The sequence below is a fragment of the Streptosporangium sp. NPDC002721 genome, from assembly GCF_042888905.1.
Taxonomy (GTDB): Bacteria; Actinomycetota; Actinomycetes; order Streptosporangiales; family Streptosporangiaceae; genus Streptosporangium.
Genome location: NZ_JBIAQI010000010.1, coordinates 265511 through 282274, shown reverse-complemented (window position 1 = coordinate 282274; position 16764 = coordinate 265511). Strand labels below are relative to the sequence as shown.

Genomic DNA, 16764 nt, shown 5'->3' with positions numbered 1-16764 from the left:
GAAGGGAATAGCACCATGAAGCGCCTGATCAGCACCGCGGCGGTCCTCCTGTCCGCGGCGCTCACACTTACCGCGTGCGGCGGCGGAGACCCGCTCACCAGCGCCTCCCCGGCGCCGGTCGAGTCCGGGTCGGCCTCCGCTCCGGCGGCCGGGGGGAAGGTCGTCATCGGGTCGGCCAACTTCCCGGAGAACGTCCTGCTCGGCGAGATCTACTCCCAGGCCCTGGCGGCCAAGGGCGTGCAGGTCGAGGAGAAGTTCAACATCGGCAGCCGCGAGGTCCTGTACGACCAGGTCAAGAGCGGCGGCCTGACCATCCTGCCGGAGTACATCGGCTCCCTCCTCGCCTTCGTCGACAACACGACCACGGCGAAGTCGAAGGACGACGTCGTCGCCGGTCTCAAGGAGAAGCTTCCCGCCGAGCTGGAGGTCCTCACCCCCGCCCCGGCCGAGGACAACAACTCGCTGACCGTCACCAAGGAGACCGCCACCAAGGACGGCCTCACCACGATCGAGGACCTGGTCAAGGTCGCCAAGAACTACTCGGTGGGCGGCCCGCCGGAGTTCCAGACCCGCCAGGAGAAGAACTTCAAGGACACCTACGGCCTGGAGTTCAAGGAGTGGAAGAAGACCGGCGACGCCACCGCCGACGCCATCAAGGACGGCACCGTCCAGGTCGGCAACGTCTTCACCACCGACCCGAAGATCATCGTCAATGACCTGGTCTCCCTCCAGGACAACAAGAGCGCCTTCGCGGCCGAGAACATCGCCCCCCTGGTCAACAAGGCCGGCGTGAACGACACCGTGAAGACCACCCTCGACGCGGTCTCCGCCAAGCTCGACACCGCCGGCCTGGTCGCCCTGATGAAGCGCATCGCGGTCGACAAGGACGACGCCGAGGCGGTCGCCAAGGACTGGCTCACCCAGAACGCCCTGCTCTAGGTCTCAGCAGTAGTACCAACGGAAGGCGGGTGGACGTCCACCCGCCTTCCGGCGTTCTCACCGGTCGTCGCCGGGCCCGCACGCCCGGCCGCGGCAGCGAGCGGACGGCCGGGCCCCGCCGCGCGGTCCGGCGCTCCGGGCGAACGGGGAGCAGACCGGGGCGGGGACGAGCTCTCGCTCCGTTGGTACGGGGTCGAAGAACATCGTTTCACGCCACCGAGAAACCGCCGGTGTCGACAGGCGTCTCGTCGCTTCGGGGGATTCGGCTTTCCGGGGTCTACCAGTCTGTGACGGCGGTGACCAATGTCTGCCATTCGAGTGAAAGCCAGTAGGGGTGGCCGGCCAGAAAAGCGCCGATGATCCCCGCGAGAGGAAGCAGGGGGATGATCCAGAGAGCCGCCAGGTGTGCACGCGCCGACCGTGTGAGAAGGGTCCTGGCGAACACCCATATCAGCCCACCGGGGATCGGAGTGAGAAGCCACCACAGGATGCTCAGGTCAGACCGGAAAAGCATCTGTTCGCAAAGCCTCGCGTCCCGCTCCGAGAGCGGTGGCGGAGAATAGTGACATACCTGGTTCTCCAGCGCTTTGGCGAGCCTCAGGGCCATGAAGGCGAGCAACCAGGAAAAAACCGCGACGGCAACGGGGTCCGTCACCAGTTTCGACGACGGGGAGTGTGCCTTCTGCGGCTTCGGTGCGGCCGGGGCCGGAGATGATCCGGTCGTCGCCCCGACCTCGTGTTCGATAGGTGCTCCCGATGGACTTCGGCCGGCGCGGAGTTTGTGGTTTCCGGTGTGGAACGAGAAAGCGCAGGGGCTGGATATCGCCGGATACTGCCACGCCGAATCGTTCGCCCGGACCGGGAAGACCGCATTGTCGGTCGCGACTGTACCATCTGGCTGTCGCGCGGAAAGCAGCGTTGAGCCCCAGGGGAAACACCTCTCGCTCGCCGTGTCCCGGCCTTGCTGCGGCCCTCCGGGAAAACCGGTGGGAAAGCTGTGTCCGGCCCTGTTCTTTTCGGGGTGGAAAGCGTCCTGGCCCGCATGGAAGGCGACCTGTCGCGGACGGGGAGTGGCGGGGGCGGCGGTGACGAGGGCGTGGACCGATGTGATTCGTGGCACACCGCGCCGGGCCGGCCACCTGTCCGGGTCCGGGATGATGGCCCCATGAACGAGTTCGTCGAGGCCATGGCTCAGGTGGTGACCGGGGTGACGGTCGTCACGGTGAAGGACGGGCGCGACGACGTGGGGGTGACGGTCGCCACCTTCACCTCGCTGTCGCTGGACCCGCCGCTGGTGATGGTGAGCCTGGACAACGCCGGGTATCTCAACGAGCTGCTGCTCCGCCACGACCGCTGGGCCGCCAGCGTGCTGTCGGCGGGGCAGAAGGCGATCGCCAGCCGCTTCGCCACCTCGGGCCGTCCGGGGGCCAGGCTGCTGCTCGCGGGCACGCCGCACCACCGGGGAAAGCTGAGCGAGGCCCTCGTCGTGGACGGCGGCGTCACCGCGCTGGAGGCCGAGACGGTCAAGGTCGTCCCGGCCGGGGACCACACGCTCTTCATCGCCAAGGTGCTCGGGGTCGACTACGTCGACGCCGCGGTCCTGCCGCTGGCCCGCTACCGGAGCCGTTACCGCTGACCCGGTTCTCCTGCGGAAGGAGCCGCTACCGCTGACCAGGGTCTCCTGCGCAAGGAGCCGCCGCGTCCGAACGCGGCGGCTCCCTCACCGAAGAACGGGTTCACCGAAGGGTGAGAAAGGTCAGCGGATCTTCCACGAGCCCGGGAGCATCAGCGGTCCGTAGGACGGCAGGCCCAGCTCGCCGGCGAGGTGGGCGAGGGGGCCCCAGGCCTCCACGCGGACGCGGGCCGTCGCGGCGGTCCTGTCCTCGCTGGACTCCGGGGGACGCAGCCGCTCCAGGGGGCTGAGCTTGGGGTAGACGCGCACCGGGGCGTCGACGGGCAGCCCGGCCTTCTTGCGGGCGAGGGCGAGGGCGTCCTCCAGGCCGCCGAGCTCGTCGACGAGGCCGCCCTCCAGGGCGTCCGCGCCGGTCCAGACCCGGCCCTTGGCCAGCTCGTGGGCCCGCTCGCGGGACAGGCCGCGTCCCTCGGCGACCTTGTTCACGAAGTCGTCGTAGACCCGGTCGAGCCAGGCGTTGACCCGCGCCCACTGCGCCTCGGAGAAGGCGTTGGTGGGGGAGAGCATCCCGGAGTTGGCGCCCTCGCCGACGGTCTCCGAGGACACGCCGATCTTCTCCAGCAGGCCGCCGATGACCGCCTTGCCGCCGAACACGCCGATGGAGCCGGTGAGCGTGCCCGGCTGGGCCACGATCGCGTCGGCGGCCATCGAGACCATGTAGCCGCCGGAGGCGGCCAGGTCGCCCATCGAGATCACGATGGGCTTGCCTGCCTTGCGGGTGAGCACGACCTCGCGCCAGATGGCGTCGGAGGCCGTGTACGAGCCGCCGGGGCTGTCGACCCGGAAGACGACCGCCTTGACGTTGTCGTCGTGGCGGGCCGCGCGCAGGGCGGCGCAGATGGTGTCGGAGCCCATGGCGCCACCGCCGCCCAGCGGGCTGCGGCCGCTGCGGCCGAGCCGGATCGGGCCGTTGCCGCGGACCAGGGCGACGGTCTGCTCGCCGGGGTGCGGGAGCTTCTTGGCGGACAGTGCCTTGGCGTAGCGGCCGACGTACAGCAGCAGCGTGTTGTCGCCGAAGGCCTCCTTGACCTCGTCGTAGACCTCGTCGCGGTAGGCCAGCCGGTCGACGAGCCCGGCTTCGACCGCCTCGGCGCCGATGAACGGGCCCTGGTCGATGAGCTCGCGCACCTTGGCCGGTTCGAGCCCGCGCCCGTCGGCGATGCCGGCCACGACCTGTTCGGTGATCGACTCGGTGATGCGGCCCATCGACTCGCGGTGGGCCTCGGTCATGTGGTCCTGGGTGAAGGTGTTGGCGGCCGTCTTGTACTCGTGCCGCTGGCCGATCTGGTACTCGACGCCGAGCTTGCCCAGGGCGCCCCGCAGGAAGCGCTGCTCCATCGCGACGCCGGTCAGCCCGACGTCGCCGGACGGCTGGAGGTAGACCCGCTCGAAGGCGCTGCCCAGGTAGTAGGGGACGGTGCCCCCGCCGAGCTCGCCGAAGGTCTCGGCGAACGCGACCGTCAGCTTGCCCGAGGCCCGGAAGTGGATCACGGCCTGGCGGAGCTCCTGGACGATCGCGAGGCCCAGCGGCTGGCCGCCGATCTTGACGATCAGCGCCTTGACCCGGTCGTCCTTCCTGGCGCGCTTGAGCCCGGCCAGCACGTCGGTCAGGCTCGTCTTGCGCATCGCCAGGACGGCGCTCAGCGGATCCGCCGGGGGACTGCCGTCGGTCAGGCCCTCGGTGAGGTCGAGTTCGAGAACCAGTGGAGCGGTACGCCGCTGCTTGAACCGGTCGACAGTGTCGATGATCACCTTGGTCGCGTCCATGCCCCTCACCCTAAGCGACACATACCGGGCTTATGCGGTCCGGCGGGCGTTCACCTGCTTTCCGGCCTCCGAGGGCCCCGGGGGTCTGCTCGACCCCCGGGAGGCGCCTATGCGATCCGGCGGGCGTTCACCTGCTTCTTGAGCATCGAGGTGGACGCGGCGGGAGAGCTGCCCTTCAGGCGGGCCTTCTCCACCGAGGTGAGGACGGTCTTCAGGGTGGCCGTCTCCTTGATCTTGGCGGTGAAGTTCACGCCGCCGTTCGCCCAGTTCAGCCAGGCGGCCAGCAGCTCGCTCTCCAGCTTGGCCTTCGAGGTCTTCTTGGCGGGCTTGAGCACCTTGTACGCGCCGCCGAGGGTGGCGGCGGGCGTGACCTCGGCGAAGACCTTGCTGGCCTTGGTCACCAGGCCGAGATAGCAGCTGAGCGTCGCGTCCTTGATCTTGCCCTTGCCCCGGGTGACCTCCACCGCCCACTGCGCGGCGCTGAGCGTCTTCGTGGACTTGCCGCGGGTGCACACCGTGGGCGCGGCCGCCGCCTTCGTCGGGGGGACGGTCACGGTCACGGTGATCGTCACCGTCGGCAGCGGGATCGGCGACGGCACCGGGTCGCTCGGCGTGGCCGAGGGGGAGGGGCCGGAGCTGGGATCGGGGCTGGGCTCCTCCGAGGGCTCCTCGGACGGCTCCTCCGTAGGCTCCTCGGACGGGTTGTCGGAGTCGGCGGGGGGCTCCTCGGGAAGGGGCGTCCGGGTGACGGGCGGGCCGGGGGTGCCCCCGGCGAGCGCGGCGTTCAGGTCGAGGCGCGGGGTGGTCACCGTGCCGTAGGTGATCGGGCGGCCCGTCGTCTTGAGCTGCTCCGCCAGCGCGTCCGGGGTGCCCGGGGCCTTCTGGGCCGCCAGGGCCAGGGCGCCGGTGACGAACGGGGTGGACATCGAGGTCCCGCTGTAGACCTGGTGGCCGCCGCCGGGCACCGCGGAGTCGATCTCAAGGCCGGGGGCGAAGAGGTCGAGCACGGAGCCGTAGTTGGACCAGTAGGGGACGGTGTCGTCGTCGCCCGTCGCGCCCACCGTCACCGGCCCTGAGAAGCAGCCGGGAGCCCCGGCGCCGGGCACGCCCTCGTTCCCCGCGGCGGCCACGACGGCCACGTTCTTGGCGCGGAGGTCGTCGATCCGGGTCTTCATCGCGGAGAGTTCGGGCTCGGCGTCACACGTTCCCTCGTACAGGCCGCCGCCGAGGCTGAGGTTCACCGCGGCGATGTTCCTGCCGCCGTCCTTGAGCTTCGCGACGTGCTCCAGGGCGAGCAGGAGCGTGGACTCGAACGCGGTCAGGCAGACCCCGCCCTCGTCGGAGCAGTCGTTGATCCTGCTGAAGACCTGGATCGCCACGATGTCCGCGTCGGGCGCGACGGCGTGGGCGATCCCCGCCACGTGGGTGCCGTGGTCACACAGGTTGACCTGCCCGTTGACGCAGGCGGGGGTTTTGGCGTCGGCGGACCCGGGGTCGCTCGTCTGCCCGTTGGGACACAGGGACTGCGCGCCGTCGTCCGTCGCGGAGAAGCAGGCCTGCTCCACGACCTTGCCGCCGAAGTCGGGGTGGGCGGCGTCGATCCCGGTGTCGATGATCGCGATCGTCTGGCCCTGGCCCTTGGTGCCCGCGGCGTGCGCCTTGTCCGCGCCGACCACCTGCAGGCTGGTGGCGAGCGAGCCCGAGTTCAGTGCTTTCAGCGACGTGGGGGAGTACGTGCGGTCGCGGCGGATGGACAGTACGCGCGGGTCCTCGGCCAGCTTGGCGAGTGACTCGCCGGTCCCCTCGACCACGATGAACGAGGTGTCGGCCGGTTCGAGGACGACCTCGGCGTCGGGCAGCTGCCGCGCCTCCCCGGCCACCGGCGCCGCCTCCGCGGGGGCCGCCAGCTCGACGATGACCCGGGCCCCGTCGTCGTCGGAGGCGAGTCCCGCCTCCAGCTTCGGCAGCGGGGGCGGGGGTGGGGCCGGCGTGGCGGGTGTCCCTCCGGTTCCGTCACCTGGCGTCACGGGTGGGCTCGCGCTCTCGGAGGCCGCCGGCGGCGCCGGGGAATCCTCGGCGAAGGCGGGTACCGCGGGCGCGATGGTGAGAACCAACGCCATGGCTACGAGCGCTCGAAGTCGCACACGTCCTCCGGGGGGATCAAACGGGCGTTTCGGAGTCTAAGCAGCCGTATGCGTCGCGTGAATACTTTGCCCCAGATTTGGAGGATCTTCGGAGAAAAGCTCGACCCCCCGCGGCGTAGCGCACACGGAGGGTCGAGTGGTCGAAATATTACTTGAGGCCGTTGGAGATAGCGGTGATGAGCTCACCGTTGGTGGTGTCGCCGCTGGTCTCCCAGAAGAAGGCCCCGCCCAGACCCTGGTTCTTGGCGTAGGTCATCTTCCCGGCGATGGTGGAGGGGGTGTCGTAGCTCCACCAGTTGCCGTTGCAGAAGGCGTAGGCGGTGCCGCCGACGGTGCCGGTGGGCGGGCACTTGGTCTTGAGGACCTTGTAGTCCTCGATCCCGGCCTCGTAGGTGCCCTGGGCCGCGCCGGTGGCGGAGCCGCCCGGAGCCGCCTGGGTCACGCCGGTCCAGCCGCGTCCGTAGAAGCCGATGCCCAGCAGCAGCTTGCTGGCCGGGATGCCCTTGGCCTTGAACTTCTGGATCGCCGCGTCGGAGTTGAACCCGGCCTGCGGGATGCCGGTGTAGGAGGTGAGCGGCGAGTGCGGAGCCGTCGGGCCCTGAGCGTTGAAGGCGCCGAAGTAGTCGTACGTCATCGGCATGAGCCAGTTCAGGTTGTTGATGGCCCCCGCGTAGTCGGCGGCGTCGATCTTGCCGCCGTTGGAGCCGTCGGCCGTGGTCGCCGCGGTGACGAGGGCGTTGGCGCCGAACTTGGTGCGCAGCGCGGAGATGATGTTCTTGAAGGCGTTCGGGCCGCTGCTGTCACAGGTCAGGCCACAGGCGTTGGGGTACTCCCAGTCGATGTCGATGCCGTCGAACACGTCGGCCCAGCGCGGGTCCTCGACCAGGTTGTAGCAGGAGTCGGCGAACGCGGCCGGGTTCTGCGCGGCCTGGGTGAAGCCGCCGGACCAGGTCCAGCCGCCGAAGGACCAGATGACCTTGATGTTCGGGTAGGCCTTCTTCAGCTCGCGGAGCTGGTTGAAGTTGCCGCGCAGCGGCTGGTCCCAGGTGTCGGCGACGCCGTCGACGCTCTGGTCGGCGGTGTAGGCCTTCTCGTAGTCGGCGTAGGAGTCGCCGATGGTGCACCGGCCGCCGGTGGTGTTGCCGAAGGCGTACAGGATGTGCGTCAGCTTCGAGGCGGAGCCGTTCGTGACCAGGTTCTTCACGTGGAAGTTGCGGGCGTAGACGCCCCACTGGGTGAAGTAGCCGACGATCTTCTTACCGCCGGGGGGCGGCGGGACGGTGGGGGTGACCGTCGGGGTCGGGGTCGGCGTGGGGGTGACCGTGGGCGTCGGGGTGGGGGTCGGGTCCGGGGTGGTGCCGCCGGTGCAGGCGGCGCCGTTGAGCTTGCAGTTCAGCACGCCGGTGATGCCGCCGGGCGCGCCGTTGAAACCGAAGCTCGTCGAGGCGCCCGCCGCGAGCGCGCCGTTCCACGACTTGTTGACGAAGGTGTAGTGGTTGCCGCTCTTCGTCAGGTCGGCGTCCCAGGACGAGCTGATCGAGGTGCCGGCGGGCAGGTCGAACTCGACCTTCCAGCTGGTCAGCGCGCTCGTCCCGGCTTTCACGACGACCTTGCCCTCGAAACCGGAGCCCCAGTTCGAGGTGGTGGAGTAGGTCGCGGTGGCGGGTGTGGCGGCCGTGGCCGTGCCGATCCCGAGGGGGACCAGCAGCGCCGCCGCCGCGATGAAGGAGCCGATGGTAATTCGTCGCAAGGGTCGCTCCAGGTCAGAGAGTGCCAAGTCCCCGTATTCATAGGAAAGTTTCCTATTAATTTCCTGAGCGTAGGTTCTTGTTCGCTGACGGTCAATGCCTTGTTGGGGGATATAAGGCCGATTTAAGGTTTTCGGCCGGCCGGCCGGCCGGCCAGCCGGGCGGGCGGCTGGCAGCTCGCGCGGTCGGCAGGGTGGTCGGCCGCGCGGTCGGCAGGGCGGTCGGCAGGGCGGTCGGCAGGGCGGCGGCGCGGTGCCGGAGGCGCGGAGCGCGAAACGGGCCGGTCGCGCGAACACGCGACCGGCCCGTTTCCGCCTGGCCTGTCAGAGAATCCGGCCTGTCCGTGAGTCCGGCCTGTCCGTGAGTCCGGCCTGTCCGTGAGTCCGGCCTGTCCGTGAGTCCGGCCTGTCCGTGAGTCCGGCCTGTCCGTGAGTCCGGCCGGTCCGTGAAAGAGCCCGGCCAAGAGAGCCCGGCCCAAAGAGCCTGGCTGAGAAAGCCCGCCGGTCAGGCCGGTTCGGCCTCCCTGCGCTCCTCGGGCTCCTCCGGCCCGTCGGCCCCGGGCGCCTCCCGTACGACCTCCAGCCGCTCCCGCGCGATCTCCTTCTCCTCGGCCTCGACGATCTTCACCGCGCGCTCGTCCACGGCGGGTTCGAGCTCGCCCGGGTGGCGCAGCCAGAGGGCGCCCAGGGGCGGGACGCGCAGGGTGGCGGAGTACGGGAGACCGTGCCGCGGCTCCTCGGTGGCCTCGACGGCGCCCAGGTTGCCCACGCCGCTGCCCGCGTAGTCGTAGGCGTCGGTGTTGAGCACCTCCTCCCACGCGCCGGGGAAGGGCAGCCCGAGACGGTAGTCGTCGTGCGGCGCCCCGGAGAAGTTGGCCACGCACGCCACCACCGAGCCGTCCTCGGCGTAGCGCAGGAAGGAGAACACGTTGCCCGTCGCGTCGTCGGCGTCGATCCAGCGGAAGCCGTCGGGGGAGGCGTCCACGCTCCACAGCGCGGGGGACTCCTTGTAGACGCGGTTGAGGTCGCGGACCAGCCGCTGCACCCCCCTGTGCCCGTCGAAGTCGAGCACCCACCAGTCGAGCCCGCGCTCCTCCGACCACTCCGAGCCCTGGCCGAACTCGCCGCCCATGAACAGCAGCTGCTTGCCGGGGTGGGCCCACATGAAGGCGAACAGCGCCCGCAGGTTCGCGAACCGCTGCCACTCGTCGCCGGGCATCTTGCCGAGCAGCGACCCCTTGCCGTGCACCACCTCGTCGTGCGAGAGCGGCAGCGTGAAGTTCTCCGAGTACGCGTACATCAGCGAGAACGTCATCTGGTGGTGGTGGTACTGGCGGAAGACCGGCTCGTGCTTGAGGTAGGCGAGCGTGTCGTGCATCCAGCCCATGTTCCACTTGAACCCGAAGCCGAGCCCGCCCAGGTGCACCGGCCGCGAGACGCCCGGCCACGCGGTCGACTCCTCGGCGACGGTGATGATGCCCGGCGCCTCCCGGTAGGCGACCGCGTTCATCTCCTTGAGGAACGCGACCGCGTCGAGGTTCTCCCTGCCGCCGTACTCGTTGGGCGTCCACTCGCCCTCGCGCCGCGAGTAGTCGAGGTAGAGCATCGAGGCGACCGCGTCGACGCGCAGCCCGTCGACGTGGAACTCGCGCAGCCAGTACACCGCGTTGGCGACCAGGAAGTTGCGCACCTCCCTGCGGCCGAAGTCGAAGATGTAGGTGCCCCACTCGGGGTGCTCGCCCCGCGCGGGGTCGGCGTGCTCGTACAGCGGGGTGCCGTCGAACCTGGCCAGCGCCCACTCGTCCATCGGGAAGTGCGCGGGCACCCAGTCGACCAGCACCCCGATGCCCGCCTCGTGCAGGCTGTCGACCAGGTGGCGGAAGTCGTCGGGGGAGCCGAAGCGGGACGTCGGGGCGTAGTAGGACGTCACCTGGTAGCCCCAGGAGCCGCCGAACGGGTGCTCGGCCACCGGCATCAGCTCCACGTGCGTGAACCCCATGTCCACCACGTAGTCGACCAGCTCGACGGCGAGTTCCCGGTACGACAGGCCGGGCCGCCACGAGCCGAGGTGCACCTCGTAGACGCTCATCGCCTCCCGCAGGGCGTCACCCTCCGCGCGGCGGCGCATCCACTCGTCGTCCCGCCAGACGTACTCCGACTTCTCGATCACCGACGCGGTCGCGGGCGGCACCTCGGTGCGCCTGGCCATCGGGTCGGCCTTGGCCCGCCAGACCCCGTCGGCGCCGAGGATGCTGAACTTGTAGCGGTCACCGGGGCCGAGACCGGGGATGAACAGCTCCCACACGCCCGACCTGCCGAGCGAGCGCATGGGGTACGCGCCGCCGTCCCAGTGGTTGAAGTCGCCGATGACCCGGACGCCGCGCGCGTTGGGCGCCCACACCGCGAAGGCCGTGCCGTCCACGTCCTCGTGCCGTATGACCCGCGCGCCGAGGATCTCCCAGAGCCGCTCGTGGCGCCCCTCGCCGATGAGGTGCAGGTCCACCTCGCCCAGCGTGGGCCAGTGCCGGTAGGGGTCGGTGGTCTCGTACGGCTCGGCGTCGGCGTAGGTGATCCGGAGCCGGTAGTCGGGGATCTTGTCGAACCCGGGCAGGGTCACCGCGAACACGCCGTGGGCCACGTGCCTCAGGTCGTGGGCCTCGCCGTCCACGAGCGCCTGGACCTTCCGCGCGAAGGGGCGCAGCGTCCGGATCGTCACGCCCTCGGGACCCAGGTGCGACCCGAGGATCGAGTGCGGATCGTGATGCGCTCCGCCCGCGAGCCGGTCCAGGTCCAAGTGCGCGTTCATGGCTTACTCCCGTAGATCGATAGCCCCTACCTTGCCCTACTCGGGTGACCGAACCCATGCCCCTGTCCGCTATCACCATGCGTGTTGGGAAAACGTGCGGATCCAAGCGAGAGAAAAGTCACGGTTGTCGGTTATGTGGGGCCCATCACAACGCCGTGCGCCGACCGTATCCGATCATCGGCGGCGTCGCGCGCGGGTTCGCGCCGCCGCCGGTGACCGGTGTCGTCCAGCACGGTCTCAGTACGGGTTCTTGGCCGTGACGTCGCGCGGGGTGATGCGGAACCCCTGCCAGTGGCTCGGCATGGGGTCGGCGTCCTCGTCGCGGGGGACGTGGTGGAAGCCGACGTTGACCCACAGGACCGGGTCGGCGAGCCGCTCCCCGTTGGTGTAGCGGTCGACGGACCGGGCGCACCGGGGGGACGGGTTGACCGTCGCCAGGCGCTCGCAGGATCGGTAGTCGGTGACGTAGAGGTCGGCCCGGGTGAAGGCCTCGTCGGCGGGGCCGCGGTACTGGGCGGTGTCGGAGTTGTTGATCTCCCAGGAGACGCGGTGCCCGTCGGCGTTGCGCACCTTCCCGTCGACCACCCGCCACCAGCGCATCGGCCTGCTGACGGCCTTCGCCTCCGCCGCGAACGCCGTCCGCTCGATCTTCCGGGTCGCGGTGCCGGAGCCGCTGAAGTCGTACTGCTCCACGACGTCGTCCGCGCGGCCCGCCACGTCGAAGTCCAGGCGCCAGAAGATGTTGTGGGTGTGGCTCGCCTCGAACCCGGTGGCGCCCACCCCGATGGGCCAGCCGTGCTCGGGGGTGGTGGTGAACCCGGCCAGCGACCCCGTCGCCCCCACCCTGGGGGTGATCGAGCCGTCGTCGGAGAAGGCCCATTCGGCCAGGTAGGTGTACCAGCCGACCTGGAAGGCGGCGAACACCACCAGGTCACGCCCCTGGGCCGTCACGTTCAGCTGCTCGGGGACGGCCTTCAGGTGCGCGTGGCCGCGAGCCCTGGTCGTCACGCAGACGAACTGCTCGCGACGCTCGCCGAGCGGGCAGTCGGCGGCCCGCAGCGGGACGGCGGTGTAGCCCAGCGACCCGATGTCGTGGTAGCGGGGCCGGCCCCTGTCGTACGGCACGTGGATCTGGGCGAGCGAGGTGCTGCGCAGCACGGTGGTCGGCCGCTGGCCCCTCGGCGTGTAGACGATCCTGGTCAGGGTGAGCCCCTCGACGTTGCGCATCTCCCAGCACAGCTGCCAGCGCGCCCCGTTGGGGAGGGTCTTGTCGACGCGGTACGGCGCGTTGCAGGGGGCCGCCGGGGGCCGCGCGCCGGCCCCCGCCGTGGCCCGTGGTTCCGCCGTCGCCCGTGGTTCGGCCGGGCGGCCGGGCGAGGTGAGCGACGGCAGCGGGGGGATCGGCGCGCCGGGCGCGGAGGGCGGCGCGGCGAGCCATCCGGCGAGCAGGGCGCAGGAGAGGGTGAGGCGGAGGAACACGGATTACCACTCCAGGGTGTGGATCTTCTTGGCGGACAGGTCGACGACCATCCGGCTGGTGTCCAGCCAGGTGCCGTCGGGCAGCCGGACGAACAGCCGCAGGCACCGGTGGACCTCGCACTCCCCGGCGGGCCCGCTCTCGCCGGACGGGACGAAGATCAGCCCGCGCAGCCCCAGGTCCGCCGCCGACCTCGGCGGCCCGCCCCCCGCCTTGACGTACGCGTCGCGCGCCACCTTGCCGTACGCCGGGTGGGACAGCAGGAGCCCGGCGGCCGTCGTCTCCTCCTCCTTCGACGGCGGCGGCTGCACCCCGCGCGCCACGGTCTCCCGCACGATCTCGCCCCGGCCGAGGTCGACGGTCCGCACGATGAGCCTGTCGCCGCCGTAGTCGTAGAGGTAGGCGTCGGCGCGGCGGCCGGAGGAGTCCTTGTCGTCGTCGCGCTCCACGTAGAGCAGCTTGATCCGCCCGGCGGCCATGTGCGACCTGGACCCCGCCGCCGCGATCGTGGTGGCCCGGGCGACCTCCTGGCCGGTCAGCGGGTCCTCCAGCGCGGGCATCCGCCGGGCGGACCTCGCGGCCTGCGACCCCTGCTCGCCGGGGAGGAACAGCACCGCCCCGGCGACGACGGCCACCCCCGCCCCCGCGGCAGCCATCACCATAAGTCTTCGCCCCATGAGCACCCTCTTAACGCACCGTTGACATTTCATTGCGAAGAGTAGCGATCGGTGAGTGTCCCGGCGGGTCCAAAGGCGTATTGCACTTTTGGTTTATGTTGTTGGCATTTATGAGCGTTTGCTCCATATTTCGAGCCGGGGGACATGGGGGCGGGGGCGTGGTTCTCCTCGGCCGATGCCTGCTGGCGTCAAGTGGCTAATTTTGGTGACTTGCGCCGATATTTTGCTTCTTGACGGATATTGGGCCCATAGCGAAGATCTTGCAGACAGCGCACTTGTTTCCAGGTGACCAGCGACCTGAGCCGTGCGCCAACTGGAGGAATCCTTCATGAGAAGCTCCCTCACCGGCGGGAGAGCCGCCCGTACCGCGGTCGTGCTCGCCCTGCCCCTCGCCCTCGGCCTCAGCTCGATGCCCGTCCTCGCCGACCCGTCCCCGCCGGTCAGCGAGGTCGCCCCCGACCGGCGGTCCACCACCGAGCAGAACGGCGTGGCGCTGCTGCGCGTCATCGTCCCCGACCAGGCGGCCGTCGACCGGCTCAACTCCCTGGACGTCGACCTCGCCGAGTACAAGAAGTCCGTCGAGGGCGGCCTGGAGGTCCACGCCGTGCTGAGCCCCCCGGAGGCCCAGCGGCTGCGTGACCTCGGCTTCGACGTGCGCGACGCCATCTCCGACCAGAGCGACGTCGCGGAGAACAGGTCGGAGCGGCGGGAGGCGCTCAAGGAGGCCGCCGAGGCGGCGGCGGAGGTCGACACGCTGACCCCGCTCCGCGCCGAGTGGTTCACCAGCCTCGACGACCGGCGCTTCCTGTCGGTGGAGGTGAAGTCGAGCGCCGTCGACGCGGAGACCGTGCTCACCGCCGCCTGGGACAGCGGCAGGAACACGCCCCCCGACTCGGGCGGCACCACGACGATGTCGCGCTTCACCGACGCCGGCCAGTACATGTACCACCGGTTCAGCGCGCCGCTCTCCCTCACCGCGATCCCCAGTAAGGTCACGATCACGAGCAGCCGCGGCGGCTCGGTCACGGTCCCGGTGACCAGGTGGCTGGGATCCCCGCGCAAGGCGCCGAAGCCCCACTACGTCGCCGACTTCGTCGACCGCTACATGGACCCGACCGAGATCACCGGCCGGATCACCGCCCTGGCCGCGGAGTTCCCGAAGATCAGCCAGATCGTCGACCTGCCTCACAGGACGAACGGCTACCGGCGGGCGGCGCAGGCGCAGTTCGGCACGGTCGCGGCGAGCACGTTCTACGCGAGCTCGAAGGCGTACGGGCACGAGGGCGGCAACGACATCAGCCTCGCCCTGGTGAGACCCGACGCCGCCTCCAGCCCGCTGGGCGTCTCCGTGAGCGGCAAGGACGTCGTGGTCAGCCTCGGCACGGACGCGTCCTCCGCGATCGGCAGCACCGCGGCCCAGGTGGTCGAGGCGCTCAACGGCGACGGCGCGGCGTCCGCGCTGCTGACCGCCGCCACCTACCGGGGCAACGCCGGCGGCGGCCTCGTCGACGCGGTGGCGGCGACGAGGCTGACCGACAACCTGAAGGCGCCGGCGACCGTCTCGCGCGAGCCGTTCCAGACGAAGGCGCTGCGCATCGGCAAGAAGCGCGACGGGTCGAGGACCGGCGTGTTCCTCTACTGCCAGGAGCACGCCCGCGAATGGGTGACCCCGCTGGTCTGCCTGGAGACCGCCGAGCGGCTCCTGCGCAACTACGCCCGCGACGGGCGGACCAGGAAGCTCGTCGACGACCTCGACATCTTCGTCCTGCCCACGGCCAACCCCGACGGCGGGCACTACAGCATGTACGACTACAACATGCAGCGCCGCAACCTCACCAACCACTGCCCGGCGAACGCGGCCGACCCGGCGCGGCGCAACTCCTGGGGCGTGGACCTGAACCGCAACTTCTCCGTTGGTTCCCTCTTCGACGGCTACAGCGGCGCCTCGACCACCTGCACCAGCGACACCTTCGCGGGCCCGGCCGAGCTGTCGGAGCCGGAGGCGCGCAACGAGGTCTGGCTCACCACCCGGTACCCGAACATCAGGTTCGCGATGAACACGCACTCCTACGGCGGTTACTTCATGTGGCCTCCGGGCGCGTACAAGGCCGCCGGGCGCGAGCTGCTGCCGCGGGTCGACCACGGCACGGAGAACTTCTTCTGGGAGGCCTCCGACCACATCCTCTCCGCGGTCCAGTCATGGCGCGGTACGGGGATCTGGCCGGGGCGCACCGGTCCGGTGCCGGACGTGCTGTACTCCGCGGCCGGCAACAGCGCCGACGAGCACTGGTACAACCGGGGCATCATCGGCTGGGACTTCGAGGTCGGCGCGGACGTCTACGACCCGGTGACCAAGCAGTTCCGGGCGGTCGGCTTCCAGCCCGAGTTCGCCGAGGGGCACGAGGAGGCGATGGAGTTCGCCAGTGGCCAGATCGGCATCCTGGAGATCGCCAGGTCCTTCGCCGACGACGACGACCGTCCCAGGTCGGAGCTGAAGAGGACCGGCCGGACCACCACCTCGTCCACGTTCACCTTCGCGACCGACGAGCCCGCCAACGTGTACTACACGCTGGACGGCAGCCGCCCGACGCTGGGCTCCACCAAGCTCGCCGCCGCGGGGATGCGCGAGGGCGCGCAGCGGATCACGGTCACCAGGGACACCGAGGTGCGCTGGTTCGCCGTCGACATCGCCGGGAACGTCGAGAACGGCTACCGGCCGGACGGTCACGGCGACAACTACCGCAGGGAGAAGGTGAGGATCACCAGGACCCCCTGATCGCGTCCCGCGCCTCCCGCGCCTCCGTGCGCCCGTGAGCCCGTACGCCCGCGCGGCCGCCGGTCCGTCGATCGGCGGCCGCCGCCGGTGGCGCGGGCGTCTCACCCGCCCGCCGGAGGCACGTCCGGCAGGAGGTCCCACTCCTCCCAGGAGATGTCCCTGCCCGGCCAGCGCACCGAGGCGTACGGCCACGCCTCGTCCAGCCAGGCGCGGACCACCGGCTCCAGTTCCTCCTCCAGGCCCGTGCCCTCCTCGTCGGCCCGTACCCAGAACGACACGTCGGCGTCGGCCCCGCGCTTCTCCGGGGGGTCGACGTAGACGCACCCGAGCAGGCGGGACCCGTCGGGACTCATGACCGCGTAGTTGAACGACCTGCGCAGCAGGGCCTCCTTCTGGTGCCAGGCCAGGTCGATCAGGTTGTCCTCCAGCGTCATGTCGCCGGGCGGCCAGCCCCACAGCGGGAAGCGCTCTCGCAGCCGGGCCGCGCTGCTCATCACGGCGTCGAAGTCGCGCACCGCGTCGTGGATCGTGATGGGCCGGATGTGGAACCTCTCGTGCTTCACACCGGCGGGGATCTCGTGGGTCCTCGGTAGGAACGGCATACCGGCCATGCTGGCGCGCCCGCCTTGGCGCCCGCTGAAGTCCCGCTTGGCCGAACCCTGCGCCCATGGGATCGCCCGGGTCACCCCGTACCGGCAGGGAGGGGGTGAAGCCCCCGATGGGGACGGTCTCCTCCGG

Annotated in this window: 11 protein-coding genes; 3 read left to right on the top strand and 8 right to left on the bottom strand. The window is 70.4% G+C overall.

The genetic code is table 11. From position 1 onward, the window contains the following. The first annotated feature begins 15 nt into the window (after nt 1-15). Nucleotides 16-939, top strand: coding sequence for a glycine betaine ABC transporter substrate-binding protein (locus ACFYWM_RS16585; RefSeq protein WP_389915074.1), 924 nt, complete (start codon nt 16-18; stop codon nt 937-939). A gap of 277 nt (nt 940-1216) precedes the next feature. On the opposite strand, the gene ACFYWM_RS16580 is transcribed toward ACFYWM_RS16585, so the two are convergent. Further along, nucleotides 1217-1594, bottom strand: a complete 378-nt coding sequence (locus tag ACFYWM_RS16580; protein ID WP_389915070.1) for a hypothetical protein — start codon at nt 1592-1594, stop codon at nt 1217-1219. A 510-nt stretch (nt 1595-2104) separates the two neighbouring features. Between ACFYWM_RS16580 and ACFYWM_RS16575 the strand changes: the two genes are divergently transcribed. Beyond that, nucleotides 2105-2575, top strand: coding sequence for a flavin reductase family protein (locus ACFYWM_RS16575; RefSeq protein ID WP_389915067.1), 471 nt, complete (start codon nt 2105-2107; stop codon nt 2573-2575). Between the two features lie 120 nt (nt 2576-2695). Here the strand turns inward: ACFYWM_RS16575 and sppA are convergent, their stop codons facing one another. The 6 genes from sppA to ACFYWM_RS16545 all read right to left on the bottom strand — a co-directional run bounded on the left by sppA (nt 2696) and on the right by ACFYWM_RS16545 (nt 13250). Then, a complete protein-coding gene (sppA, locus tag ACFYWM_RS16570; protein ID WP_389915064.1) occupies nt 2696-4399 on the bottom strand; it encodes a signal peptide peptidase SppA in 1704 nt (567 codons plus the stop codon). A 107-nt stretch (nt 4400-4506) separates the two neighbouring features. Then, nucleotides 4507-6519, bottom strand: coding sequence for a S8 family serine peptidase (locus ACFYWM_RS16565; protein ID WP_389915061.1), 2013 nt, complete (start codon nt 6517-6519; stop codon nt 4507-4509). Between the two features lie 172 nt (nt 6520-6691). Beyond that, nucleotides 6692-8293, bottom strand: a complete 1602-nt coding sequence (locus tag ACFYWM_RS16560) for a glycosyl hydrolase family 18 protein (RefSeq protein WP_389915059.1) — start codon at nt 8291-8293, stop codon at nt 6692-6694. Nucleotides 8294-8795: 502 nt separating this feature from the next. Further along, nucleotides 8796-11096: a 1,4-alpha-glucan branching protein GlgB gene (gene glgB / locus ACFYWM_RS16555; RefSeq protein ID WP_389915056.1), complete on the bottom strand. Its 2301-nt coding sequence runs from the start codon at nt 11094-11096 to the stop codon at nt 8796-8798. A 237-nt stretch (nt 11097-11333) separates the two neighbouring features. Then, a complete protein-coding gene (locus ACFYWM_RS16550; RefSeq protein ID WP_389915053.1) occupies nt 11334-12575 on the bottom strand; it encodes a copper amine oxidase in 1242 nt (413 codons plus the stop codon). A 3-nt stretch (nt 12576-12578) separates the two neighbouring features. Further along, entirely contained in the window at nt 12579-13250 is a 672-nt protein-coding gene (locus ACFYWM_RS16545; protein ID WP_389915051.1) for a hypothetical protein, read from the bottom strand. Between the two features lie 328 nt (nt 13251-13578). On the opposite strand from ACFYWM_RS16545, the gene ACFYWM_RS16540 reads away from it, so the two are divergent. After that, a complete protein-coding gene (locus ACFYWM_RS16540; protein ID WP_389915048.1) occupies nt 13579-16026 on the top strand; it encodes a M14 family zinc carboxypeptidase in 2448 nt (815 codons plus the stop codon). A gap of 101 nt (nt 16027-16127) precedes the next feature. Here ACFYWM_RS16540 and ACFYWM_RS16535 read toward each other — a convergent pair whose 3' ends face one another. Next, entirely contained in the window at nt 16128-16628 is a 501-nt protein-coding gene (locus tag ACFYWM_RS16535) for a GNAT family N-acetyltransferase (protein ID WP_389915046.1), read from the bottom strand. Between the last annotated feature and the right edge of the window lie 136 nt (nt 16629-16764).